Source organism: Massilia arenae, assembly GCF_008014745.1.
Taxonomy (GTDB): Bacteria; Pseudomonadota; Gammaproteobacteria; order Burkholderiales; family Burkholderiaceae_D; genus Telluria; species Telluria arenae.
The window spans coordinates 106,865-131,642 of record NZ_VPFD01000013.1 but is presented as its reverse complement, the minus strand read 5'-3'; the positions used below and the strand labels follow the sequence as shown (position 1 = coordinate 131,642).

The following is a 24,778-nucleotide window of genomic DNA, read 5'->3' as shown; positions in this document are numbered from 1 at the left end:
GTGGTTCCGTCGATTTACATTGCGGTCAAAACGCCATGTGCAGCGTGGCAGTAAGGGCGTTCTCGGTGAATTCGCCGGCACTGATCCTGTTGCCCAGGTCGCCATTGCGGCGGCGCAGGTCGATCGATGCGCGCGCATCCCCGAAGCTGCGGGTCAGGCCGACGCGGAAAATGCGCTGGTAGTTGCGATAGTCGCTGGTGCGCGACTCGCTGTCGTCGACGTCGTAGGCGACGGTCAGGTTGGAACGCGAGTTCAGCCGATAAGTATAGTTCGCCTCGAACCCCGTCTGGCGCACGTTGTCGCTGTAGCGGCCCTGCTGGCTTCCCAGCAGCGGACTGTCGCTCTGCTGGTCGGAGATCGCGTTGCGATCGCTGACGTGGGCCGACAGCATCGCGCTGCTGCGGCCAGAGCGGTACATCATCGAGGCGCGCAGCAGCTTCTGCCGCATGAAGCGGTTGCTCAGGTAGTTGATGCTGTCCGATAGCGACGGCGGCAAGTTGTTCTGCGTCATATAGGCTTCCACGACGCGCGCGCGTTCGACGGGATCGGGATAGGCCGTGGCGAACATGCTGTCGAGCAGGCCGGCGGTGTCGAAGGTCGCGGGCAGCAGGAATTGCTGGCGCGAGGTCGTGATCGCGTCGCTGTAGCTCAGGTTCCAGCTGGTCTTGCGCGTGCGGTGCGTCGCCAGCAGGCTGCCGGTGTTGCCGTAGAAATGGCGGCCGGCGGTCGCCTGCAGCATGGTGCGCGCGGACGGGGTCCAGCGAAAGCCCAGCGACCAGTTGGCGCCCTGCTCCCCACCGCCCAGGCCCTCGTATTCGTAGCGGTCGTAGCCGGCGTTGCCCAGCAGCGACAGGCGCCCACTGATCATGTAGCTCAGGTTGGCCATGAGGTTCTGGCGCGAGGAGTCGCCGTAGCGGCCGCCGTTGAGGTCCTGGTCGGTGTAGTTGAGCCCCCAGCCGATGGTGCGGAAGGCCGGGCCGCTGGCCAGCGTGGCCTGGATGGTGTCGCCGCCGGTGCGCCGGAAGCCGATCTGGTCGCCGCCGCCGACCGAGTCGCGCGTATAGCGTAATTGGCCGGACGCGATGTTGCCGAAGCGGTGGACCAGGAACGGGCTGATGCTCCAGGACTCGATATCGGTGCGGTTGTTGCGCGAGTAGGCGTCGTTGGTCACCCGCGGACCGAAGGCCGAGATGCTCTGCTGGCCACGCGAGGCGGTGGCGTCGATGAAGAACAGGTCTTGCGCCAGCTCGCCTCGCAGGTTGCCGCGGTAGCTGCGCTGGACGCTGTTCACGCCGGGATTGTCGGCGCCGAGTTCGCCATTGCGACCGCGCTTGTCGCTGTCGTGCAGGTAGGCGAAGGCGTGCAGCTGGGCCGAGGCGTTGACCGTCAGGCGCCGGGTTCGGTTGCTGACGCGGAGCCCGGGCGACACCTGGGTGATCAGGTCGCTGTGCGCGAGCGCGTCCTCGGTCAGGTTGACGTTGTCCGTCCAGATCTCGCTGAGCGTCAGCGTCGGCGTCACCCGCCAGTCCGCCTGGGCGGGGTTGGCGGCGAGCAGGAGCAGCGCAGCCGCGGCCAATGGCGCGCGGGCGAACGGCAGATTAGCCGTAATGATAGTCATACGTTTCTTCGATGCCGGGGATGTCCCTGGTCTTGTTATAGATGAGATTGACGTTGCTCATGCCTTCCAGCTGGTGCAGCGATTCCTTGACCGCGTACTGGGTCGTGGTCTGGGCTTCCACCACCACCACGATCTGGCCCATGTGGCTGGCCAGCACGCGCGCTTCGCTGGTGAGCATCAGCGGCGGCGAATCGAAGATGATGATGCGGTCGGGGTAGCGGTTCGCCAGCTCGTTCAGCATGGCCGTCATCGTCGAACTGGCCAGCAGTTCGGTGGCGCGCGGCGTGGCGGTGCCGGCCGGCAGGATGGCCAGCGTATCGACGTTGGTGCGCAGCATGACGTCCGCCAGGTCGAGCTCCGTGTCCACCAGGATGTCCATCAGGCCACGCTGGGTCGGCAGGCCGAGGGTGCGCAGCACCGATGGGCGCGCCACGTCGGCGTCGACGAGCAGCACGGTATGGTCGAGCTCCATGGCGATGCTCATCGCCAGGTTGATCGCGCAGTAGGTCTTGCCTTCGCCCGGCAGCGAGCTGGTCACCATGATCAGGTTGGTCGGATTGTCCTTCGGGCCGCGCTCGGCGAAGGCGCGCTTGAGCAGCGGACGCTTGATGATACGGAATTCTTCCAGCAGGTTGGTGCGGCCGCCAGCGGCGGTGACCATGCCCAGTTCGCGCATCCGGTTCAGGTCGAGTTCGACGCGCCGCGTGCGGGCTGGCGCTGCGTCCGGGGCGGCGCCCGGCAGCGCTTGCGCGGCCTGCGCCGCAGGCACTTCCACCAGGACGGCGGCGGGAGCCGCATCCGCGGCGGTCCCGGCCGGCGAATGGTCCGGGTTGACGGCAGGGGCGGCGTTCTGGCGCTGCTTGTCGATGCGGCTGGCCGCTTTTTCGATAATACTCACATTGACTCCTTGTAGGCCAGCCGGCCTTACATCGTAGGGCGGATCAGGATGGCGGCGACGCCGGCGGCATAGGCGCAGAACAGTACGAGCACCGAGGCGGCAAGCATGATCAGGCGGCGCTTGCGCAGCACGGTCTGTTCGGACGTCCAGTTCATGCTAACCGAACCGAGGATCGGCAGGCCGGTGACTTCGCGCAGCGCGGCCGGACTCAGGAAGGTCGGGCGCAGCTGGCTCAGCAGCAGGGCGCTGGCCAAGCCGGCGGCAAGAGCGCCGAGGAAGACCAACGTGACCAGCTGGAGGCGGTTGGGGCCGGCAGGGATGGCGGGAGCGGTCGGCGGATCGATCACGCGGAACGTCAGCATGTCGGTCACCGACGACACTTCGCCCGACAACTTGGCCGACTCGCGCCGCTCGACCAGCCGCTGGTAGTTGGCGCGGTTGACTTCATAGTCGCGGTTGAGCTGGGCCAGCTGGGCTTCGACTTCCGGCACCTGCTCGCTCTGGCCGCGCAGGCGCGCCACGCGGGCGCTGAATTCGGCTACGCGCGCCTGCAGCGCGGCCACGCGCGCCTCGGCTTCGGACAGTTGCACATTCAGCTGCTGCAGCATCGGACTGTAGTTGGCGCCCGGATCGCTGCTCGGCGCCGGGTTCTTGGCCAGCTCGGCGCGGCGCTCCATCAACTGCTCGAGCAGGCGGCGGTTGGCGACGATGTCGGGATGCTGTTCGGTGTACTGCGTGCGCAATCCGTCCAGGTTCTTGTTCACGCTGGCGATTCGCTCGTCCAGCGCCGGGTCTTGCACGACCGGGACGCTGCGGCTGCCGCCGCCGCTGTTGTCGCCCGATATCTTGCGGCGGATCGCGTTGCGTGCCTGCTCGGCCTCGGCCAGGTCGAGCTGCGCCTGGTTCAGGGCTTCGCTGGACGACATCATGCGCGCGCCATAGTCGGCGCCTTCGCGCGGCAGCATGCCGATGTTCTTGATCTTGAATTCCTTGAGCGAATTCTCGGCCGCGGCCAGGCGCTCTTCGTAGCTGCGGATCTGCTCGTCGATGAACTGGACAGCTTTCTCGGAATCCTGCCTCTTGCCGGCAAAGCTGCCTTCGACAAAGATGGTCAGGAAGGCCTGCACCACATCCTTCGCCTGTTGCGCGCTGGTGCCGGTATAGCTGATCGTGTAGATGTCGTCACGACCGGTGCCGACCATCTTGATCTTGGAGATCAGGTCGTCGACCACCTTGTCGAATTCCTTGCCGCTGCTGGAATTGACATCGAGGTCGAGGTCGCGCACCACCCGTTCCACGTTGGGGCGGCTGAGCAGCGTGCGACGCATGAACTGGACTTGCTGGTTCAGGTTCGGCAGGGTGGTCATGCCCGACATCAGCGGCTTGAGTATGGTCTGCGTGTCGACATAGACGCGCGCCTTTGCCTCGTACTGGTCGGGCAGCTTGTAGACCACTCCCCAGCCAACCAGTGCGACGACCCAGGTGATCGCGACTGCGTGCCAGCGGTACTTGCCGATGGCTTTTAATAAGTGAAGAATCTGGGATGTAATTTCAGCCATCGTGTCGATCTCGTTGGTCAGGGCCTGGCGTGCAGGGTCAGCAAAAAACAATAAGCATGATCGCTTGTACCCTAAGCAATTGCAATTAAGGGTAAGGGAATCCAGCGATTCTCGGTCACCGATGCCATCGGTTTGCAACACTATTTCATTTGGAGAGAACGATGCAAAATGGTGCATCGCAACGCTACTGTTGCATTATCGCAAACATTTGAAGAATGCGCTTGTTGTATTTCGCGTAACGATCTGATGATCCGGGAAGTGCCGCCCAGTTCTTGACTGCGCGCCGAGTAACCTCAAATAGTTGCTGAAATTCAAAGAACCTTATTGTAATGTTTAAAAAAGGAAAGGGGCCGTACGATTGCCTCACACCTGTTACAACTACCTGAAGATTGTGATGTTCTGATGACGCGACGTTTGTTTGGAAGATACATGACCGCTGCTGCGCTGCTGTGCCTGACGGGGGGATTGGCGCGGGCGGCGACCTTGCCGCAGACGGTTGCGGCGGTGAAGCCTTCGATCGTGGGCGTCGGCACCCAGCTGCAAACGCGCAGCCCGGCGATCGTGTTCAGTGGTACGGGCTTCGTGGTCGGCGACGGCCTGAGCGTGATTACCAATGCCCACGTCGTGCCCGACAAGCTCGATGCCGCCCGCATGGAGCAGCTTGGCGTGGTCTTGCCGGATGGCGCCGGCGTGCGTTTCCGTACGGCGCAGCTGGTCGCCCTGGACCGGGAACACGACCTGGCGCACCTGCGCCTGGAAGGCGCGCCGCTCCCGGCCCTGCGCCTGGGGAATGCAGACGCGGCGGCGGAGGGCCAGGCCCTGGCCTTTACCGGCTTCCCGCTCGGGATGGTGCTGGGCCTGCACCCGGCCACCCACCGCGCCCTGCTGGCGGCGATCACTCCGGTGATGCAGCCTTCGCTCAGCGCGCGCCGGCTCGACGCGCGCGCGGCGGCCCGGCTGCAGCGCAGCCCGTTCAGTATCTACCAGCTCGACGGCACCGCCTATCCCGGCAACAGCGGTTCGCCACTGTACGATCCGGAGACCGGCATGGTGCTGGGCGTGATCAATATGGTATTCGTGAAGGGCCTGAAGGAGTCCGCGATCTCGGCCCCGAGCGGGATCACGTATGCCATCCCGGTGCGGCACGTGCAGGAGCTGCTGGATCGCTAGGGCGATCCGATGGCGATGCACCTACTTGCGGCAAGATAAAAGATTTCAATTGTGCACGGCTTGCCGACGCAGCCGTCTGCGCTACAATAGCGCGGGCCATGATGGCGAAATAACAATTTTTGATTCACGCCAAACACTAGTCCATGGGACAGGTAAGGCGCGAGGGGATGAACGCGATGATGACGAAAACCATGAAGAATCTGTTGGCAGCCGGCGCCGCCGCTTGCATGCTGCTGTTGGGCGGCTGTTCCACCCCGGTGCCTCCCAGCACCGCCGCGCTGGCGACGGTCAACCCGGACTACCTGATCGGGCCTGGCGATGCCGTCAACATCATTGTCTGGCGTAATCCGGAAGTGTCGATGTCGGTGCCGGTCCGTCCGGACGGCAAGATCACGACCCCGCTGGTCGAGGACCTCCCTGCCGCCGGCAAGACCTCGACCCAGCTGGCGCGCGACATCGAACAGGCCCTCGCCCAGTTCATCCAGCAGCCCGTGGTCACTGTGGTCGTGACCAATTTTGTCGGCAACTTCAACGAGCAGATCCGCGTGATCGGCCAGGCCGCCCGTCCGCAGGCATTGCCGTATCGCCGCGAAATGTCGCTGATGGATGTGTTGATCGCGGTCGGCGGCGTGACTGAATTCGCCTCGGGTAACAAGGCCAGCATCGTGCGCAACGTCGAAGGCAAGCAGGAAAAGATCAATGTCCGCCTTGACGACCTGATCAACGAAGGCGATATCTCGGCGAACGTCATGATGCGTCCCGGCGATATCCTCGTGATTCCGGAAAGCTTCTTCTAAGCATTACCCTGCAAGACCGGCTTTGCAGCCGGTCTCTTCCGCCGGCAATCGCCGGTGCGGCCAAGAGGCCTGTCCCTTCCTGTTCCCGGTGTCCGGCTGCCACGCGGCCGTGATCCGTCCACGCATTTCTTGTCCGTGCGCGCCGCAGAGCCTGCGTAAACTGCTATCGTCGCGGTATTGTAGCTGCGCTATCAATGTCAAAAGGGCAAATACTTTTCGTTAATACAATTGATAAATTGTAATTTCCGATGCTATGATGATCAGGAATGCCGCCGGTGCATGACGCGCCGGTCTTGCCTGGAGAATGACCATGATCGAGACATTAGGGCCGACCTATCTCGCCGCGCCGAGCGGCGATGACGGGGGCGCCTCCGACGAACCGAGCATCATCGACGTCGCCATCAACGAGCGCGTATTCGGTATCCGCGCGGCCGACGTCGATTCTCAGCGCAATTCCGCCAGTATGCTCATCAGCAAGATGTATTCCTGGCGCGGCTATAGCGGCAACCACCAGGTCCATAGCGACCCCAATCGGATCACGCTGACGGCTTCCGACCGCGGCCAGGTGTTCGGCACGCTGAGCCTGGGCCTGGATTCCGAGATAGGCTTGCTGGCCGACCAGGTGTTCAAGGATTGCATCGACGTGCGCCGCAGCGCCGGGCGGGTGTGCGAGATCACCAAGCTGGCGGTCGACCCGGCGGTCAAGTCCAAGGCGGTGCTGGCCTCGCTATTCCACGTGGCCCTGATCTATGCGCGCGACCTGAACGGCTGCCGCGACATCTTCATCGAAGTCAATCCGCGCCATCGCCGTTTCTACGAAGCCATGCTGGGCTTCCAGACCGTGTGCGAATCGCGCCCCAATCCGCGGGTGCAGGCGCCGGCGGTCCTGCTGCGCGTCGACACCGCCTTCGGCACCGACCAGGTGGAGAAATGGGGCGGCATGCAGGACAAGGCGGTGGGCGAGCGCTCGCTGTTCCCGTGGTTCTTCTCGCCGCGTGAAGAGGCGGGCATCGTCAATCGCCTGCGCCAGCTGGGCTGAGCCGCACGATCCGCGCTTGCCTGCGGTTCATTAACAACCTATATTTTCCGCTTCACTTCAATCAACGAGGACGCTCCATGACGACCGGCAAGACCAGGGATGAAATCGCCGAAGCCTATTCATCCGAACCGTGGTGGTACGACCTGCGCGGCTTTTTCATTCTCACCTTCGCCTACAACAGCACCATCGGCACCCAGATGCGCTTCTTCGGGCCCAACTTCGGACCGGACCACCTGGAAGTGGCGTGCGGCACCGGCACCCTGCTCGAGATGGTCCTGAACTGGCGCCGCCGCCGCAAGCTGCCGCCGGTGAAAGTGACCGGCATCGACTATGCACCGTCGATGCTGGCCGGCGCCCGCCACCGTTTCCGCAACAATCCGCTGGTCGAGTTGCAGCATGCCGATGCGGCCCAGCTGCCGTTCGCCGACAACCGCTTCGATACCGCCAATATCGCCAACTCGATCCACTGCTTCCCGACGGTCGACGGCGCCCTGCGCGACATCCTGCGCGTGCTCAAGCCCGGCGGGACCCTGGCCGCCAACGTGCTGCTGTATCCGTCCGGCTTCGCGCCGCTGCGCTGGGCGGCGCAGAAGATCAACGACTGGGGCATCCGCAAAGGCATCCTGTACAGCCCGTTCCATATCGAAGAGCTGCGCGCCAAGATGTTGGCGGCAGGCTGGGAAATCGCCAGTGAATTTACGTCTGGAAATACCTGGAATGTGGTGGTGCGGAAACCTTTGTAGTAATGTGTTACGAAGGCTTGTAGGAATGTGCCGACAAGGTTACGGGCGAGCTGTCGGCATTCTTTACAGTGTTAGAATTTCTATAACGAAATAGTGGCCTAAGTGATTGATTTATAAGGAGGGTGATTGGCTGGCACGATGGTTGCTTAGATAGAGGTTGTTAGTACGAACCCTACAACCAGGAGATCCAAGATGAAAGCAGTTTCGAAGACCATTATCGCTTGCGCAATCGCTGCAACCTCGATGTTTGGCGCCGCCGCCCACGCTGATAACTTCAACCCGTTCACCGTAGAATACGACGGCCGCTCGTTCACCGCCGACAAGATCACCGGTAACTACAACGAGATCGCCACCTTCAACACCGACGGCACCTTCAACGTGTCGCTGGTGTGGAATGCTGGCCAGTTCGTCACCAACGGCGGCACCACCCCGGTCAACCGCACCGGCCTGAACAACGACTATGGTCTGTATGCCCTGTACACCGCGTCGGGCACCTTCGCCGTCGAAGATGGCAAGAACGTGTTCCGCTTCGACGAAGGCAGCGGCCGCCTGGGAATGTACCTGGACGCCAACCTGGACTCGACCTTCACCATGCCAACCAACGGCGCCAACGCCGTTACCGTTGGTTTGGCGGACGACGACCTGCTGCTGGCCGAAGGCGATCCACTGTCGGGCTTCGGCGTGCTCGACCCAACCCTGCCGACCTGCGGTCCTAGCGGCATCAACTGCGGCAGCTTCGGCGCCAGCTCGAGCTTCGCCCTGGCCGGTTTCGGTACCCAGTTCTTCACCTCGCCAAACCCGTTCTACGACCTGTCGTTCCAGTCGGGCCAGCTGAACAACTTCGACCCTGTCGGCACCCAGGAAATCAACGGTTCGCTGGACGTGGTCTTCAGCAACGTGGCCGAAGTGCCTGAGCCTGCATCGGTCGGCCTGCTGGGCCTGGGCATGCTGGGCCTGTACGCCGCCCGCCGCCGCAACAAGAAAGCCGCCTAATCACGCACGGGCCTGCCTCGCAGGCCCAGCGTTGCAAGGTAAAAAGCCACTGCCGGAGCAATCCGGCAGTGGCTTTTTGACGTCGGGCGTTCATGAGGCCGGCACGGCGCCGGCGTGCTTCAGCGTCCGGCCGCCGCCATGCGCGCGAACTGGCGCCGCCCGATCGCCAGCATCAGCTGCTGGATCGGATGGCGGTTGCCGCCCGGGCGCCAGGTGCGTTTGAGCTTGTTGCGGTAGGCATCGAACTGCATGCCCCAGGGCGCGGCCAGCACGTCGCCGCGTTTTAACAGGATCTTGAGCGCCTCGGTGGCGCAGACGCCGGCGCACAGCTGGCAGGCCATGAAAGTCGACGGGCCGCGCTGCTCGGCCAGGTTGACCGATTCCGGCACCACCAGGTAGGGCCGGTGCAGGCCGGCCGGCGCCAGGCCGACCACGAAGCGGATCGCTTTCTCTTGCTCCGGCAGGTCGCCCCAGCCGAAATACTCCTCGAAGGTCATCTTGCCCGGCAAGAAGTTGAGCAGGGCCGCGCCCATGCCCAGCGGCGCCCCGGTGGTGGCCGGGATGCCAAGCCGGGCGCAGGCAGCGAAGGTCTGCTGGCGCGCGTCGAAGGCGAAGAAGTCGAGGGCGTCGACGTACAGGTCGACCCCGTCCAGGAAGGCGTCCAGGTTGTCCTTGTGGACGCCGTCGGGGAAGATGGCGATCTCGATCTCGGGGTTGATGTCGCGCGCCATGCGCGCCAGCACCTCGGCCTTGGGCTGGCCCACGGTCGACATCATGGCGCCGACTTGGCGGTTGAAGTTGGCGATGTCGAAGCTGTCGAAATCGGCGATGTGGAAGCGTGTGATGCCCAGGCGCGCCAGGGTCAGCAGGTGGACACCGCCGACGCCGCCGCCCCCGGCGATGGCGACGCGCTTGCCTCGCAGCTGTTGTTGTTCGGCCGGCGTCACCCAGCCGATATTGCGCGAGAAGGCCTGTTCGTAGTTGAACGGTGTATTCATTGATGGTTCAGGAAAGAAGTGGGGAACAAGAGCGCCGGCCTCATGCCGGATGCGATTCGTCCATGCGCAGCAGGCGATTGATGATGCCACGCTCTTCGCGTGGCGAAAAGAAATATGGATAGAACGAGCGCTCTTCGGTCTCGCCCTCGGCGGCGTAGCTGCCGCCGAAATGCGCGATCTGTTCGGTGACGAAGACCAGGTTCACGCGCAGCAGGTAGGCCGGCGCATCGACCCGCGGATTGATCTTGAGTTCGCCTTCCTTGCGAAAGCCCAGCATGCGCTCGTAGAAGCGGCGATGGCGTGGATTGACCTCGATCACGATGTCGGTGCAGCCGTGTATGTCGCGCGCGTAGATCACGGCCAGGTGGAATACATTGGCCAGCGCCGTCTTGGAGCGCACCGAGGGATCGAAGGCGAACTTGGTGAACTCGCACAACTTGGCGCCGCGCTGGCGGTGGGCGTCGAGTTCTTCCTTGAAGATTTCGTCGGCCATCAGCCCGACCTCGGAATCGATGCCGATGCTGAGCGTGCCGACCACGTCGCCCTTGTCGGTGGCGGTCAGGGTGATGCGGTTGGGGTCGCTGCTGGGCTGGTGATCTCCGGAGTAGCCGCGCCAGGCATACATCCTGTTGATCAGCATACTGGCCGTGTTACGACCATCCGAAGTATCGGTAAGCCGGATTCCGTACGAATCGTCGTCCACGATAAACGTCCTCATTTAGGAGAACGTTATCTTATCGCGACATTAATAAATCCAGCGTTCGATAGGATGAGGCTGAAAGGCTTTGACGACGTGAGGGCGGTGCGCCGCGGGCCGGGCCAGGCCCCGCGGCGAAGGTCCCCGCTTACAGGGTTTTGAGCAGCGCGCGCGCCTCGTCGGCGTGGGCGAACGGCGTGCTCGACCCCAGCAGCTTGTCGAGCTCGCGGCGTGCGCCGGCCTTGTCGCCGCTCTTGTGCAGGGCCTGGGCCAGGTGGTAGCGGATCTCCATCGAGTTCGGCGCCTGGCTGCTGGCCTTCTGCAGCAGCGGCAGGCCGCGCGCGGTGTCGCCCTGCTCCACCAGCACCCAGCCCAGGGTGTCCATCACGCCCGGGCTATCGCTGGCCAGCTTGTAGGCCTTCTCGGCGGTCGCCAGCGCGCGCGGATCCTTCACCTGCTGGTAGGCCCAGGCCAGGTTGTTCAGCACCAGCGGATGCTCGGGGGCGCGCTTCTGCGCGTTCTCGAGCCTGGTGATGCCCCCCTTGTAATCCTTGGATGCCAGGTTGAGCTCGGCCACCAGCAGCGAGACGCGCACGTCGTCCGGCTGGGCCGCAAGCCAGGCCTGGCCGCGCGCCAGCGCTTCCTTGCTCTTGCCGCCAGCCTGCAGGGCCTGCATCACCTTGACCGTCAGTTCCGACGAGCGCGCCAGAGACAGGCCTTTTTCATAGGCTTGCTCGGCCTGGGCAAATTTTTGCTGCGACATCAGCACGTCGCCTTCGACGACATGGCCGACCGGCGCCTTGGGCGCGGCCTTCTGCAACGCGCGCGCCGCCGCCAGAGCCTCGTCCGGACGCTTGCCGCGCATTGCCAGCTCGACCTGCATCAGGCGCGCCGGCACGAAGTCGGGCTGGAGATCGACCGCACGCTTGAGGTGGTTGGCGGCTGCCGATTCGTTCTTCAGTGCCAATTGCACTTGCGCCAGGCGTAGCTGGGCGCCGGGCGCCTTCGGCAGCACGTTGACCAGCTTGCTGTAGGTGTCGAGCGCGCCGTTCAGGTCCTTGTTCGCGGCCTGCGACTGGCCGAGCAGTTCGAGCACACCGGCATCGGTCGGATGCGTGGTCTGGAGCTTGCGCGCCAGCGCCAGGGCCTTGGGCGCCTGCTCGGTGGCCAGGTAGTGCGCGCCGAGCTTGAGGGAAGGCGCAGTGGCGCCCGGGTTGGCGGCGCTGGCTTTCTCGAACCAGCTCGTGGCTTCGGCCGTGTTCTTCTGCAGCATGGCCAGCTCGCCCAGCGCCGTCATGGCGTCCACGCTGTCCTTGTTCTTGTCCAGGAAGGCGGTCAAGCGCGCCTTGGCGGCGTCCAGCTTCTTCTCCTGCACGTCCAGGCGCGCCAGGTTGGTCACCGCCGGCAGGAAGCTCGGCTGCAGCGATGAGGCCTTCTCGAAGGCGGTGCGCGCTTCCGCGGTCTTGCCCTGGACCATATAGACGGCGCCCTTGAGCTGCTGCACTTGTGCGCTGTCAGGCTGCTGTTTTTCAAGCGCATTGACGGCTGCCAGCGCCTTGTCGTAGCGCTTCATGCCCATCTCGGTTTGCACCAAAGCCATGGTAGCCTGGAACGATTTCGGGTCGAGCGTGGCGGCCATTTCCAGGTCGCTCAGCGCGCGCGCCTGGTCGCCCTGGGCCAGGCGCGACAGGCCCAGCGAGGTGCGCACGGCGGCCGCCTGCGGCGCCAGGGTGGCGGCCTGCTGCAGGTAGTCGCTGGCCTTGTCGAAGTCGCGCACCTGCATATACGATTCGCCGGCCAGGGCCAGCAGCTGCGCATCCTGCGGCGCCGCCTTCAGGGCCGGCGCCAGGGTAGCGGCGGCGTCGGCCGGCTGGGAATTCTTGAGCTGGGCCTGGGCCAGCAGCTTGCGCGCATAGACGTTGTTCGGATTGGCTTCCAGGTATTTGCGCAGGTGTTGCTCGGCCTGCTGGATGCCGCCCAGCTGCAGCTCGGACGCGCCGGCCAGCAGGATGCTCGGATAATGGTCGGGCGCGACCTTGAGGACCTTCGCCAGCGCATCCTTCGCCGCCGAGTGCTTGCCTTGCGAGAATTCATACAGGGCGCGGGTGTACACCACCAGCAGGCTGCCCGGCGAATTCTTTTCCGCCGCCTCGACTTCCTTCTTCGCCGCGTCGAACTTGCCGCGCGCGATCTCGATATAGGCTTTCTCGATGTGAGCGCTGCGGTGATCCGGCTTGAGCGCCAGCGCCTTGTCGTAGGCGCCCAGGGCTTCGTCCTGCTTGTTCATCGAACGCAGCATCGCGCCCTGCATGATGAAGACTTCGGGATTCTTCGGATCCTTGGCCACCGCCTGGTCGACGTAGAGGAGGGCGGCATCGCGCTCACCGCGAACGGCGGACAGGCGCGCCAGGCCCATCAGGGCGTCGCCGGAATTGGCGTTCGCGGCAAGGGCCGCCTCGTAGGCCTGCTTGGCCTCGTCGGGCTTGCCGCTGCCCAGCAGCGCATCGCCGCGCAGCGACAGTAGCGCGGCCGACCTGGCCTTCTCGGGCGTGATCAGCTCCAGCACCTCCTTGAACTTGCCCTGCTGGGCCAGGGTCCGGCCCAGCAGCGGCAGCACCCGCTCGTCGGCGATGCCGAGCGAACGCGCGCGGCCCAGTTCCTTCTCGGCCGAAACATTGTCGCCGGTGGACTGCTGCAGGCTGCCCAGCGCCAGGCGCGCCTCGCCGTCTTCCGGGCTGTTCGCCACGGCGTTCTTGAGCTGGATCAGGGCAGCCTTGATATCACCTTTTTGCTGGTACTCGGACGCCTCCGCCAGCAGGGTTTCGGTCGATTGGGTCCGGTTGCAGCCGGCCAGGCCGACGGTCAGGAGGGCGCCGGTCAGGATGGCGGCGGTGAGTTTGAGCTTGGTGGGATGGCGCGGCATGTGGAATTCCTCAGGCAGTGGAGACGGTCGTTTCGCTGGGTAAGCGAAATTCTCAACAACAAATCATACCTGAAGGAACCGCGCAAGCAGTGTACAAACGGACACAGCTGTTACAAAACTTATCCGATGCGTGCGGCATGAATGTTGAAAAAATTGCTACACGGGAAAACTATCCCTTGCCACCGCCTTCCAGGCCCGGATCGCGGCGCAGCCGGCCCAGCAGGGCTTCCACGTTCTCGCTCACCGGCAGGCCATGGCGCCGCAACAGCTGCACGTGCAGTACCAGGTTTTCCAGCACCAGCTTGGCCGACACGGCCAGCAAGGTCAGCGTGCGGTCTTCCTCGCTGAAGCTCTCCATCGCCGCCGCCATCTCGCACAGGTGGTTGGCGACGATGGCGCGCATCTCGTCCTCGGGGAATGGCAGGTCGGCGAAGTCGATCGGGTCTTCCCGTTCGACTTCGCGCATCAGGGCGGCGAGCTGGTCGGGCTGGATGGTCATGCGAGCTCCTGTGGGGATCTTGCTGGCATTGTAGGTTCGTCCATGCGAACAGGCCTGCCACGGTGTGCTTTGGCAGGTACGCAATCGATCTACCCAGAGGAGAGCGATGCCAGTCGGCCGAAGGCTGGCATGCCAGCCCGGTTCATTCCTCGATCGGCAGGTGCATTGACACGGTCGCTCGCAGCCGATCGGCAAAACTGTAGAGATCGTCGATTTCTTCAAGCGAAAAACGTTCTTCCGCCTTGTCCGGACCGAATATGCCAACCGCCAGCTTCTGGGTGTTATTGAAGCGCAAGCGGCAGACGGGTTTGCGGTTATTGTCGTCGAGCAGAATGGCGCAATAACTCAGGTTGTCGCGCATAACGATGCGGCGCGGGCTGACGACGTCGCGCAGAATCGAGCGAACGATATGCAGGCCCTCGATCTCCTCGGCACTGGTTTCGACTTCGGCGTCATCTGCAGGATGGGGAATGATCGGTGCTGAATGCTCGGATGCCGTTGGCACCTCCGCAGCCATCGCGCCTTTCAGTCGTACGTTGATGCGCTCGCTTAATAGCTGTTCAAAAGCACGTTTTGTGATCTGCGTGAACTGGTCCTTGAGTGTCGGCGTGAAGCGCCGCCCGCCGAGCAGATCGGTAGACAGCAAACGCACGAATTCCTCAGGAGGATTAGCCACCCACTCGTTCAGGCGTTCCTGAATGGCCCGCGTATATTTGAGATCGCTTGCGGTGTTGAGAATGGTGTCGATATCAAAGCTCGATTTCGCGAACTTTTTCAGCTCCTCAACGTCACGCTCTTTGAAATCGAGGATGTCGAATTCAAAGAATGGCGTGTTATCCATCTTGTTCGGTTGCTCGAGATCGGTAAAGAATCGGTACTTCAGGCCGTTCGTCAGAACGCCAAAACGGGACTCGGTGACATGGAAATAACGGAATAACTGGCTTGCATGATTAATATGCAGATCACCACCGCATCGTTTGCACTCGAAAAGCATGATGGGATTTCCGTCGCGCAGAATCGCATAGTCAACCTTCTCGCCTTTTTTTGTCCCGACGTCCGCGATCAGTTCTGGAGTGACTTCGGTTGGATCGAAAACGTTGTAGCCCAGGATCTGAATGAACGGCATTACCATGGCATTCTTGGTAGCCTCTTCTGTCTGAATCAGGTCTTTGGTAACACGAATACGAGTAGCCAGTGCGTTGAGCTGGTCGATCAGATCCACGGTAATGCTCCTTCAAGCTGGGTTGAACAGGTAAAAGATGCAGCAAATCAATGAAAGTAACATTTCCATATTGCACATTTTTTAATGCTGTATCAACCTTTAAATGAAGCGCTGGCGTGGTGGCGTGTTTTCGCCACAGCAGTAATCTGAATTGAGCCGGATCCAGATGGATACCGGTCGGCATGAACAGGGAAATAAGGGGCGGCCGGCGCGCCCCATTACCTTACATATTGCGCCGATACTGCCCGCCGACCTCGAACAGCGCAGTCGTGATCTGGCCCAGCGAGCACACGCGCACCGCGTCCATCAGGCGCGCGAACACGTTCTCGTTGTCGATCGCGGCCTGGCGCAGGGCGGCCAGCGCGGCGGGCGCCGCATCGGAGTTACGGCCGTGGAAGTCGTCCAGGCGCTGCAGCTGCGATTGTTTTTCGTCGTCGGTCGAGCGCGCCAGTTCGATCGTCGCCGGCGCGCCCGCGCCATTCGGGTTGCGGAAGGTATTGACGCCGATGATCGGCAGGCTGCCGTCGTGCTTCTTGTGCTCGTACAGCATCGACTCTTCCTGGATCTTGCCGCGCTGGTAGCCGGTCTCCATCGCGCCCAGCACGCCGCCGCGCTCGGCGATGCGCTCGAACTCCTGCAGCACCTGTTCTTCGACCAGGTCGGTCAGCTCGTCCATGATGAAGGCGCCCTGGTTCGGGTTCTCGTTCTTGGCCAGGCCCCATTCGCGGTTGATGATCAGCTGGATCGCCAGTGCCCTGCGCACCGATTCGTCGGTCGGCGTGGTGATCGCCTCGTCGTAGGCATTCGTGTGCAGCGAATTGCAGTTGTCGTAGATCGCGATCAGCGCCTGCAGCGTGGTGCGGATGTCGTTGAAGTCGATCTCTTGTGCGTGCAGCGAGCGGCCCGAGGTCTGGATATGGTATTTGAGCTTCTGGCTGCGGTCGTTGGCGCCGTACTTGTCGCGCATGGCCACCGCCCACAGGCGGCGCGCCACGCGGCCCAGCACCGTGTATTCCGGGTCCATGCCGTTCGAGAAGAAGAACGACAGGTTCGGCGCGAAGTCGTCGATGTGCATGCCGCGCGCCAGGTAGGCTTCCACAAACGTGAAGCCGTTCGACAAGGTGAACGCCAGCTGCGAGATCGGATTCGCGCCGGCTTCGGCGATGTGGTAGCCCGAGATCGACACCGAGTAGAAGTTGCGCACGCCGTGCGTCACGAAATATTCCTGGATGTCTCCCATCACCTTGAGCGAGAACTCGGTCGAGAAGATGCAGGTGTTCTGGCCCTGGTCTTCTTTCAGGATGTCGGCCTGCACGGTGCCGCGCACGGCGGTGAGCACCCAGGCGCGGATTTCCTCGGTCTCTGCGCCGGTCGGCTGGCGCCCGTTCTTTTCGACGAACTTCTCCATCTGCTGGTCGATGGCGGTGTTCATGAACATCGCCAGGATGGTCGGGGCCGGGCCGTTGATGGTCATCGAGACCGAGGTAGATGGGCTGCACAGGTCGAAGCCGTCGTACAGCACCTTCATGTCGTCCAGGGTCGCGATCGACACGCCCGAGTTGCCGACCTTGCCGTAGATGTCGGGACGCAGGGCCGGGTCGGCGCCGTACAGGGTCACCGAATCGAAGGCGGTCGACAGGCGTTTCGCATCCATGCCGGTCGACACGAGCTTGAAGCGTTTGTTCGTGCGGAAGGCGTCGCCTTCGCCGGCGAACATGCGGGTCGGATCCTCGCCCTCGCGCTTGAAGGGGAATACTCCCGCAGTGTAGGGGAAGGAACCCGGCACGTTTTCCAGCATCAGGAAGCGCAGGATCTCGCCATGGTCCTCGAAGCGCGGCAACGCCACCTTGCGCACCGGATTGCCGGACAAGGTGGTCGAGATCAGGCGCGTGCGGATTTCCTTGTCGCGGATTTTCACCACGTGTTCTTCGCCGGCGTAGGTCGCCTGCAGCTGCGGCCAGGAGGCGACCAGCGCCTTGGCTTCGCCGTCCATGGCGTTGTCGCGTTCCGCGATCACGTCGTCAAAGTCGGCATCCTTGCCCGCCGCAATCAGCATGCGCTGCGCTTCCTGCAGCTGCTGGCGCTCGCGCGCCAGTGTCACCTGCTTGCCGACGCGGCGGTGGTAGCCGCGCACGGTGTCGGCGATCTCGGCCAGGTAGCGGCTGCGCGCGGGCGGCACGATCACGTTCTTGCCGCTCGAGTAGCGCTGGGCCGGCGCCTGCAGCTTGCCGGTTTCGACCTTCAGGCCCAGCGCCGCCAGTTTCGGCAGCAGGCCGTGGTAGAGGGCGGTTACGCCGTCGTCGTTGAAGCGCGAGGCCTGGGTGCCGTAGACCGGCATCTGGTCCGGGCTCATCGACCACAGTTCGCGGTTGCGCTGGTATTGCTTGGCCACGTCGCGCAGGGCGTCGAGCGCGCCCTTGCGGTCGAATTTGTTGATCGCGATGAGATCGGCGAAATCGAGCATGTCGATCTTCTCGAGCTGCGAGGCGGCGCCGAATTCCGGGGTCATCACGTACATCGAGGTGTCGACGTGCGGCACGATGGCGGCGTCGCCCTGGCCGATGCCCGAGGTCTCGACGATCACGAGGTCGAAGCCGGCCACCTTGCAGGCGGCGATCACGTCGGGCAGGGCCTGCGAGATCTCGGAGCCCGCTTCGCGCGTGGCCAGCGAGCGCATGAACACGCGCTGCTGCCCGTTCCACGGATTGATCGCATTCATGCGGATGCGGTCGCCCAGCAGGGCGCCGCCCGATTTGCGGCGCGAGGGGTCGATCGAGATCACGGCGATGTTCAGGCGGTCGCCCTGGTCGAGGCGGATGCGGCGGATCAGTTCATCGGTCAGCGACGATTTGCCGGCGCCGCCGGTGCCGGTGATGCCCAGGGTCGGCACGCGCAGCGTGTCGGCCGTGTCCAGGATCTCCTTGCGCAGCGCGGGGTCGACCCGATCGTTTTCCAGCGCCGTGATCAGCTGGGCCAGCGGGCGGTGGCGCGCCGCGATCTCGCCTTCGCGCAGGGCCGCGAGCGAGGTCGGGGCATACGGCGACAGGTCGACGTCGCAGGCTTCGAGCATCGAGCGGATCATGCCGACCAGGCCCATGCGCTGGCCGTCTTCCGGGCTGAAGATGCGCGTGACGCCATACGCGTGCAGGTCTTCGATCTCGCTCGGGACGATCACCCCGCCGCCGCCGCCGAACACCTTGATGTGCGCTCCGCCGCGCTGGCGCAGCAGGTCGATCATGTACTTGAAGTATTCGACGTGGCCGCCCTGGTAGCTCGAGATGGCGATGCCCTGCGCGTCCTCGGCCAGCGCCGCGGTGACCACCTCGTCGACCGAGCGGTTGTGGCCGAGGTGGATCACCTCGGCGCCGTTCGACTGCAGGATGCGCCGCATGATGTTGATCGAGGCGTCGTGGCCGTCGAACAGCGAGGCGGCGGTGACGAAACGGACCTTGTTGGCCAGGCGCGGCTGTTCGGGCAGGTCGAGCTTCGCTGCGGGAGTGATGTCGTTCATGAGGGGAGGGTCCTTGTGATCGGTGAGGACGGGATGCTGGTAAGTTATATGACGTTAACGTTAACGTCAAGCTCGCGGCGAAGTAATACGGCCACCTTCGATCCATTTCACATTGCGTATCCCTGGGGCAACATTAAGTTCCATTGCGCAATCAGCTTGCTATACTCGGTGCATAAGGGGCGTAAGGGGCACCTCGCGCCGGAATTCATGCACGAGAAGAGACACGACAGATGCTGAAAAAAGTGGATTCTTCACAGCTCAGGGTGGGCATGTTCATCCATGATCTGGATTGCGGCTGGATGGAGCATCCATTCGTACGCAATCAGTTCCTGATCACCAACGAGGCCGAGATCCGCAAGATCGTCGAGGCGCGCATCCGCGGCGTCGTGATCGATTGCCGCCGCGGCCTGGACGTCGATGCGCCGACCGTCGACGAAAGCACGGCCGCCACCGAGGCCGAGGTGACGGCGCTGGCCTCGGCGCCCACCGCGCACGGACGCACGCGGGTGCCGCTGGCCGAAGAGTTGCAGCGCGCCGTCCATGTGCGGCGCCAGGCCGAGGGCCTGGTGCGCGCCGTGATGCAGGACGCGCGCCTGGGCAAGGCCGTCGAGCTGGACCAGGTGAGCCCGGTGGTGCAGAGCATTACCGAATCGATCCTGCGCAACTCGGGCGCCTTGCCCAGCCTCCTGCAGCTCAAGAACAAGGACGACTACACCTTCCTGCACTCGGTCAGCGTGTGTGCGCTGCTGGTCGCCTTCTGCCGCTCGCGCGGCATGGACGAGGACACCATCTACCAGGCCGGCCTGGGCGGCCTGCTGCACGACACCGGCAAGGCCATGGTGCCGGACGCCATCCTCAACAAGCAGGGCCGCCTGAGCGACGAGGAATTCGACGTCGTCAAGCGCCATCCGCGCGACGGCCACGACATCCTGGTGCGCACGGCGGGCATCGGCCCGATCCCGCTCGACATCACGCTGCACCACCACGAGCGGCGCGACGGCAGCGGCTATCCGGACCGCCAGGTCGGCGACGGCATCAGCGAGCTCGCGCAGATGGCGGCCATCGTCGACGTGTACGACGCGATCACGTCCGACCGCTGCTACCACAAGGGCATTCCGGCGGCCGAGGCGCTGCGCAAGATCTACGAGTGGAGCAAGCACCACTTCAATCCGGCGCTGACCCAGGAATTCATGCGCTGCGTCGGCATCTACCCGGTCGGCACCCTGGTGCTGCTGGAGTCGGGCCGGCTGGGCGTGGTGGTCGAGCCGCACGAATCGAGCCTGCTCACGCCGAAGGTGAACGTGTTCTTCCATGCCAAGAGGCAGGTGTATATCCGCCCCGAGACGGTCGACCTGTCGCGCGCGGTGGGCTTCGGCGGCGGCGACCGCATCGTGCGCCACGAGTCGGCCGCCAAGTGGCAGGTCGAGCCGCTGCGTTTCATGCAGCTGGCCGAGGCCTAGGCCTGGTTGCAGGAATTCAGAAAAATTCGGCGGTGTCGTTAGCGGCCACGGTCTGCAGCATGCCGCCTGCGACCAGCTCTTCGTAGTGGCACACGCGGTTGCGGCCGTGGGCCTTGGCGTAGTACAGGGCCTGGTCGGCGTGGCCCAGCGTGACCACCGGCGAATCGGCGGCGCTGACGCTGGTGAAGCCGATGCTGACCGTGACCTGGCCCACCTGCGGGAAGTCGTGGCTCTCGACGTCGGCGCGGAAGCGCTCGATGATGCGGCGTGCGTTCGCCAGGTTCGTCGAGCGCAGCAGCACCACGAATTCCTCGCCGCCGAAGCGGAATACCCGGTCCTGGGCGCGGAACGACGACTGCAGCAGGTTGGCGATCAGGATCAGCACCTCGTCGCCATACAGGTGGCCGAAGCGGTCGTTGACGCCCTTGAAGTGGTCGACGTCGACCACCGCCAGCCACTGCTTTTCTTCGCCGTTGTGGTGGCGCCGCTCGGCCTGGCCGGGGACCGTGGCATCGGTCTCGGAGGCGTGCAGCATGCGCGCCAGCTGGTCGTCGAAGGTCTTGCGGTTGAGCAGGCCCGTGAGCGAGTCGCGCTCGCTGTAGTCGAGCAGGTTCTGGAAGTTGCGGTACACGCTGACGATCCCGTTGACCATGTACAGCGCCTCGGGCGTGAACGGTTCGGCGTGCACGATCTCGAGGCAGGTGTCGGCCTTGTCGCCGAACCAGATCGGCAGCCACAGGCGGCGCAGGCCGTCGGCGCCGATGCTCTCGGCGCGCGGTTCGTGGCGGCGCAGGCAGGCGCCGAGTTCGGGATACAGGGCGATCGGTTCGCCGGGACCGCTGTCCTGCGGCTCTTCGGGGCAGGCCACGCCGCCGGCATGGATGCAGGCGCGCGAACGCACGAAGTATTGTTCGCCGACGCTGGAGATGGTGAGCACCCGGGTGCGGGCTGCGCCGGACAATTCCTGGACCGCCGAAATCACGGAGATGTCCAGCATGGTGTGATCGCGGTGGCCGGTCATGTCCACCATGTGTCGCAGCAGGGAATCCATGTCGTCGTTATCAGACCAAGCAATAAAGAAGTACCGGGAGACCGCCCCGCGCAGGGCGTGGCGCACAGGGTGGACCGCGCCGGACGTCCAGCGCGCCATGATCGGCGGTGCCGCATTTTTCAGCGGTCAAGCAAAACAGCATAATACTTTTTTGTATTACCGGCAACTATTCTTAACAATTTTTATTCATGGTTGCCCGCGGCATGACACATCGCCCCGCGAGGTTGTTTCTTATCAGAAGCGGGAATTTCCATGTAGAAAAGTTGTGTATGGTCAACTTGCCGTGTGGCACTAGTCGGTACAGTGAACTCACTGGCAAACGCAACACAGCAGTAGCGACGGGGCCCAGTCGCAGCCAGTATTTCCTCAACCATCATAAGGAGTTTGTCATGAGCACGATTACCTCCGCCATCAAAGCATTTTTCGCTGACGAAAACGGTGTGACGGCCATCGAGTATGGCCTGATCGCCGCCCTCATCGGCGTGGTGATGGCCGGTGTCGCCGGCGAAGTCGGCGAAGAGATCGAGAAGGCCTTCGAGTACATCCGCGACCAGTTCAACACTCCAACTGCTCCGTAATCCGCTGCCCCCCGGGACGCGGTCCGGCCCTGGGGGGCTTTTTTTTCGATCTCGAGGAACCCGATCATGGCTGTCGCACTTTACCTCGATACGCTGCTGCTGCTGCTGGTCACCGCGGCGGCGCTCAAGGACCTGGAGAGTCGCCGCATTCCGAACCGGCTGCTGGCCGCCGGCATGTTCGGCGCCCTGGTCCTGCACCTGCTGTCGCCGCAACCGGTGGACGGGCTGCTCGCCTGGCTGGGCGGAGCGGCGACCGGACTGGCGGTCTTTCTTCCCTTTTACCTGATCCGCGGCATGGCGGCCGGGGACGTCAAGATGATGGCGGCCGTGGGCGCCTTCGCCGGCCCCGGAGACGCGCTGCGCATCGCCATCCTGGCCTGGTGCGCGGGCGGCGTGATGGCGCTCGCCGTGATCGTCTTCAAGGGCCGCCTGCGCATGGCCTTGTCGAACCTGTGGGGGATCGTGCGGCCCATGCTGCTGCGCTTGCCGCGCGCGTCGATGCCCGGCAGCGCCGGCGGCCCCCCCAGCGTTGGATCGATTCCCTATGGGGTGGCGATCGCCGGCGGCGCCATCGCTTTGCTGGTCAGCCGTTATGCCGATCGCCCGCTGTTGTGAGGGCGGTCGTTCAGGGGTGATGTTAAGCCTTTGTCAGGTATCAAGTGCCTGATGAGGCCGCTCGCTAGAATCAAATCAAGGTTTTCCGAAACATCTTCATGGGCAGGAGGGTTCATGATTGGAATGTTGTCGGCCACCACGGCCGCTGCCGGGCTCGATGCGTCTGCGTCTGCGTTCGGGGCCAGCGCGTCATCCGCCGATGGCGACGTGACCGCCGTGCTGCCGCGCCAGCCGCGCACCGTGCGCGACACCGGGCTCGATCCGCGCCTGGTGACGGGGCTGGTGCTCAAGGTCCTGCACGCGGGCGGCAAGACGCCGCTGTCCAGGCTTACCGGACGCCTGCGGCTGTCGGTCAGCGTGGTGCGCGAAGTGCTGCAAGGCCTGGTCGCCGGCCAGCAGGCCGAAGTCGCCTATTCGGGCGAGACCGATCTCGACATGCACTACCAGCTCACCGCCGCCGGCGCGCGCGCCGCCGGCGAGCACCTGGCCGAGTCGCGCTATGCCGGCCCGGCGCCGGTGACGCTGGCGGCCTGGCGTAGGGTGGTGGCGCAGCAGTCGCAGCGCCGTCCGGAGGCGCCGCGCGTGGCGCGCGCCGAACTCGAAGCGGTGCTCGACGGCGACGGCCTGGAAGCGGCGGTGCGCGAACTGATCGGCGCGGCCCTGTATTCCGGCCGTCCGCTGCTGCTGTACGGCCCGTCCGGCAGCGGCAAGACCACCCTGGCGCGCAAGTTCGCGCGCCTGCGCCAGGATCCGATCGCGGTGCCGTACGCGGTGCTGGTCAACCACGAGATCGTCCAGCTGCACGACCCGGCCCTGCATCCGGCGCCGCTGCAGATGCGCGGCGTGGAAGAACGGCGCAGTTGCGACGCGCGCTGGGCCCTCTGCCAGCGGCCGCTGGTGCACGTCGGCGCCGAACTCACGCGCGACATGCTCGAACTGCGGGTCGACGCCGCCAGCGGCGTGCTGCGCGCGCCGCCCCACATCCTGGCCAATAACGGCCTGCTGGTGCTGGACGACCTGGGACGCCAGCGGATGCCGGCCGGCGAGCTGCTGCACCGCTGGCTGGGCGCGCTGGAGGCCGGCCAGGATCACGTGACGGTGCCGCATGGCCCGAGCCACGCGCTGCCGTTCGACGTCGACCTGGTGCTGGCCACCAGCCTGGCGCCCGAATCGGTGCTGGACGACGCCTGCCTGCGCCGCATCGGCTACCGCATCGCCGTGGGGCCGCTGTCCGAATCGAGTTACCGCGCGCTGCTGCGGCGCCAGGCGCGGTTGCGCCGCATCGAGGTCGACGAAACAGCATTCGATTTTCTTGTCGACGAACTGCATCGCCGCACAAGGCGCCCATTGCTGGCCGCCTGGCCGCACGAGCTGCTGGGGCGGATCGCCGATTTCGCCGGCTTCGCCGGCCGTGCGCCGCGTTGCGATGTGGACGGCCTGGTCCAGGCCTGGAGCAGCCTGTTCGGAGCCAGCGCCCTGCCGCCCGCGCTGCCTTGTGCATCGAATCGGGCGGCGGTGAAGCGGGAAGACAAGGAAGGGGATGCGCGATGAAGAACAAGCGTGCCGTGATCATGATGGCACTGGCAGTGGTGCTGGGCCTGCTGGCGGTGGCGCTGGCGGCAAGCTGGCTGCTCAATGCCCCGGGTGCGACCTCCGGCCGGATCGTCGTCGCCAGGACCGACGTCGACATCGGCCAGCGCCTGACGCCGGAGATGTTCAAGCTGGCCGACTGGCCGACCGACAGCGTGCCGAAGGGCGCCTTCACCGATCCCGCGCCGCTCGGCGGGCGGGTATTGCGCAGCAGCCTGCTCGCGGGCGAACCGATCAGCGAAGCCAAGCTGGCCCCGGCCGGCACCCTGGGCGGCCTGTCGGCCCTGATCACCGAGGGCAAGCGCGCGATCACGGTGCGCGTCAACGACGTGATCGGGGTGGCCGGTTTCACCCTGCCGGGCAACTACGTCGACATCATCGTCAGCACCGAGACCATGCCCGACCCGAACGCGGGCCGGGCGCGCGAGCAGAGCATCTCGAAGATCGTGCTGGAGAGGATCCTGGTGCTGGCGGTGGCGCAGGAGGTCAACCGCGACGAGACCAAGCCCAAGGTGGTCAATGCCGTCACGCTCGAGGTAACCCCGGCCGAGGCGGAAAAACTGGACCTGGCGCGCAGCGTGGGCACCCTGTCGCTGGCGCTGCGCAACCAGGTCGATCCGGCCGCCGCCGCCACCCTCGGCGCGACCAAGGAAAACCTGTTGCCCACGATCGCCGTCGCGCCGCCGCCGGTGGTGCGGGCCCCGCCGCGGCCGCGCGTACAGCAGGTGCGCGCCCCGGCCCCGCCCAAGCGCGACTGCATCAGCGTCATCAACGGCCTGCACGCATCGCAGGAATGCTTCTGACCACCGACTGGATC

At 64.4% G+C, this 24,778-nt stretch carries 20 protein-coding genes; 10 read left to right on the top strand and 10 right to left on the bottom strand.

The window, feature by feature from the left end:
- Positions 1-25 precede the first annotated feature (25 nt).
- From FVD38_RS13090 to FVD38_RS13080, 3 genes are read right to left on the bottom strand one after another with little or no spacing between them, the layout of a single operon-like run.
- Positions 26-1,618, bottom strand: a complete 1,593-nt coding sequence (locus FVD38_RS13090; RefSeq protein WP_147935204.1) for a TIGR03016 family PEP-CTERM system-associated outer membrane protein — start codon at positions 1,616-1,618, stop codon at positions 26-28.
- Positions 1,599-2,516 (bottom strand): XrtA-associated tyrosine autokinase, encoded by a 918-nt coding sequence (locus FVD38_RS13085; RefSeq protein WP_147935203.1) that lies wholly within the window; start codon positions 2,514-2,516, stop codon positions 1,599-1,601. Before FVD38_RS13085 ends, FVD38_RS13090 begins: the two co-directional genes overlap by 20 nt.
- Positions 2,517-2,542: 26 nt before the next feature.
- Positions 2,543-4,075 (bottom strand): XrtA system polysaccharide chain length determinant, encoded by a 1,533-nt coding sequence (locus FVD38_RS13080; protein WP_147935202.1) that lies wholly within the window; start codon positions 4,073-4,075, stop codon positions 2,543-2,545.
- A 429-nt stretch (positions 4,076-4,504) separates the two neighbouring features.
- On the opposite strand from FVD38_RS13080, the gene FVD38_RS13075 reads away from it, so the two are divergent.
- From FVD38_RS13075 to pepA, 5 genes are all read left to right on the top strand, one after another.
- Positions 4,505-5,245, top strand: a complete 741-nt coding sequence (locus tag FVD38_RS13075; RefSeq protein ID WP_229493640.1) for a S1 family peptidase — start codon at positions 4,505-4,507, stop codon at positions 5,243-5,245.
- Positions 5,246-5,436: 191 nt separating this feature from the next.
- Entirely contained in the window at positions 5,437-6,042 is a 606-nt protein-coding gene (locus tag FVD38_RS13070) for an XrtA/PEP-CTERM system exopolysaccharide export protein (RefSeq protein ID WP_229493638.1), read from the top strand.
- A 310-nt stretch (positions 6,043-6,352) separates the two neighbouring features.
- Positions 6,353-7,081, top strand: a complete 729-nt coding sequence (locus tag FVD38_RS13065; RefSeq protein WP_147935199.1) for a GNAT family N-acetyltransferase — start codon at positions 6,353-6,355, stop codon at positions 7,079-7,081.
- A gap of 77 nt (positions 7,082-7,158) precedes the next feature.
- Positions 7,159-7,824 carry a class I SAM-dependent methyltransferase gene (locus FVD38_RS13060; protein WP_147935198.1) on the top strand — a complete coding sequence of 222 codons (666 nt, stop codon included), beginning with the start codon at positions 7,159-7,161 and terminating at the stop codon, positions 7,822-7,824.
- Positions 7,825-8,016: 192 nt separating this feature from the next.
- Positions 8,017-8,817, top strand: a complete 801-nt coding sequence (gene pepA, locus FVD38_RS13055) for a flocculation-associated PEP-CTERM protein PepA (protein WP_147935197.1) — start codon at positions 8,017-8,019, stop codon at positions 8,815-8,817.
- Between the two features lie 119 nt (positions 8,818-8,936).
- Here pepA and FVD38_RS13050 read toward each other — a convergent pair whose 3' ends face one another.
- The 6 genes from FVD38_RS13050 to icmF all read right to left on the bottom strand — a co-directional run bounded on the left by FVD38_RS13050 (position 8,937) and on the right by icmF (position 18,667).
- Positions 8,937-9,815 (bottom strand): ThiF family adenylyltransferase, encoded by an 879-nt coding sequence (locus FVD38_RS13050; RefSeq protein WP_147935196.1) that lies wholly within the window; start codon positions 9,813-9,815, stop codon positions 8,937-8,939.
- 40 nt (positions 9,816-9,855) lie between these two features.
- Positions 9,856-10,455 (bottom strand): GNAT family N-acetyltransferase, encoded by a 600-nt coding sequence (locus FVD38_RS13045; protein WP_229493636.1) that lies wholly within the window; start codon positions 10,453-10,455, stop codon positions 9,856-9,858.
- Between the two features lie 205 nt (positions 10,456-10,660).
- A complete protein-coding gene (gene prsT, locus FVD38_RS13040) occupies positions 10,661-13,435 on the bottom strand; it encodes an XrtA/PEP-CTERM system TPR-repeat protein PrsT (RefSeq protein ID WP_147935194.1) in 2,775 nt (924 codons plus the stop codon).
- 169 nt (positions 13,436-13,604) lie between these two features.
- Positions 13,605-13,934 carry a hypothetical protein gene (locus tag FVD38_RS13035; protein WP_147935193.1) on the bottom strand — a complete coding sequence of 110 codons (330 nt, stop codon included), beginning with the start codon at positions 13,932-13,934 and terminating at the stop codon, positions 13,605-13,607.
- 142 nt (positions 13,935-14,076) lie between these two features.
- Positions 14,077-15,156, bottom strand: a complete 1,080-nt coding sequence (locus FVD38_RS13030; RefSeq protein WP_147935192.1) for a type I restriction endonuclease — start codon at positions 15,154-15,156, stop codon at positions 14,077-14,079.
- Positions 15,157-15,379: 223 nt separating this feature from the next.
- Positions 15,380-18,667, bottom strand: coding sequence for a fused isobutyryl-CoA mutase/GTPase IcmF (gene icmF, locus FVD38_RS13025; protein ID WP_147935191.1), 3,288 nt, complete (start codon positions 18,665-18,667; stop codon positions 15,380-15,382).
- Between the two features lie 230 nt (positions 18,668-18,897).
- On the opposite strand from icmF, the gene FVD38_RS13020 reads away from it, so the two are divergent.
- Positions 18,898-20,127 carry an HD-GYP domain-containing protein gene (locus FVD38_RS13020; RefSeq protein ID WP_147935190.1) on the top strand — a complete coding sequence of 410 codons (1,230 nt, stop codon included), beginning with the start codon at positions 18,898-18,900 and terminating at the stop codon, positions 20,125-20,127.
- A gap of 16 nt (positions 20,128-20,143) precedes the next feature.
- Here FVD38_RS13020 and FVD38_RS13015 read toward each other — a convergent pair whose 3' ends face one another.
- A complete protein-coding gene (locus FVD38_RS13015; RefSeq protein WP_147935189.1) occupies positions 20,144-21,178 on the bottom strand; it encodes a GGDEF domain-containing protein in 1,035 nt (344 codons plus the stop codon).
- A 389-nt stretch (positions 21,179-21,567) separates the two neighbouring features.
- Between FVD38_RS13015 and FVD38_RS13010 the strand changes: the two genes are divergently transcribed.
- The 4 genes from FVD38_RS13010 to cpaB all read left to right on the top strand — a co-directional run bounded on the left by FVD38_RS13010 (position 21,568) and on the right by cpaB (position 24,764).
- The gene (locus tag FVD38_RS13010) at positions 21,568-21,756 is read left to right on the top strand and encodes a Flp family type IVb pilin (protein ID WP_123068779.1); all 189 of its coding nucleotides are present in this window, start codon (positions 21,568-21,570) and stop codon (positions 21,754-21,756) included.
- Between the two features lie 66 nt (positions 21,757-21,822).
- Entirely contained in the window at positions 21,823-22,371 is a 549-nt protein-coding gene (locus FVD38_RS13005) for an A24 family peptidase (RefSeq protein WP_147935188.1), read from the top strand.
- 114 nt (positions 22,372-22,485) lie between these two features.
- On the top strand, positions 22,486-23,922 hold the full coding sequence (locus tag FVD38_RS13000) for a DUF8689 domain-containing protein (protein WP_147935187.1): 1,437 nt from the start codon (positions 22,486-22,488) through the stop codon (positions 23,920-23,922).
- Positions 23,919-24,764 (top strand): Flp pilus assembly protein CpaB, encoded by an 846-nt coding sequence (gene cpaB, locus FVD38_RS12995; protein WP_147935186.1) that lies wholly within the window; start codon positions 23,919-23,921, stop codon positions 24,762-24,764. Before FVD38_RS13000 ends, cpaB begins: the two co-directional genes overlap by 4 nt.
- Positions 24,765-24,778 lie beyond the last annotated feature (14 nt).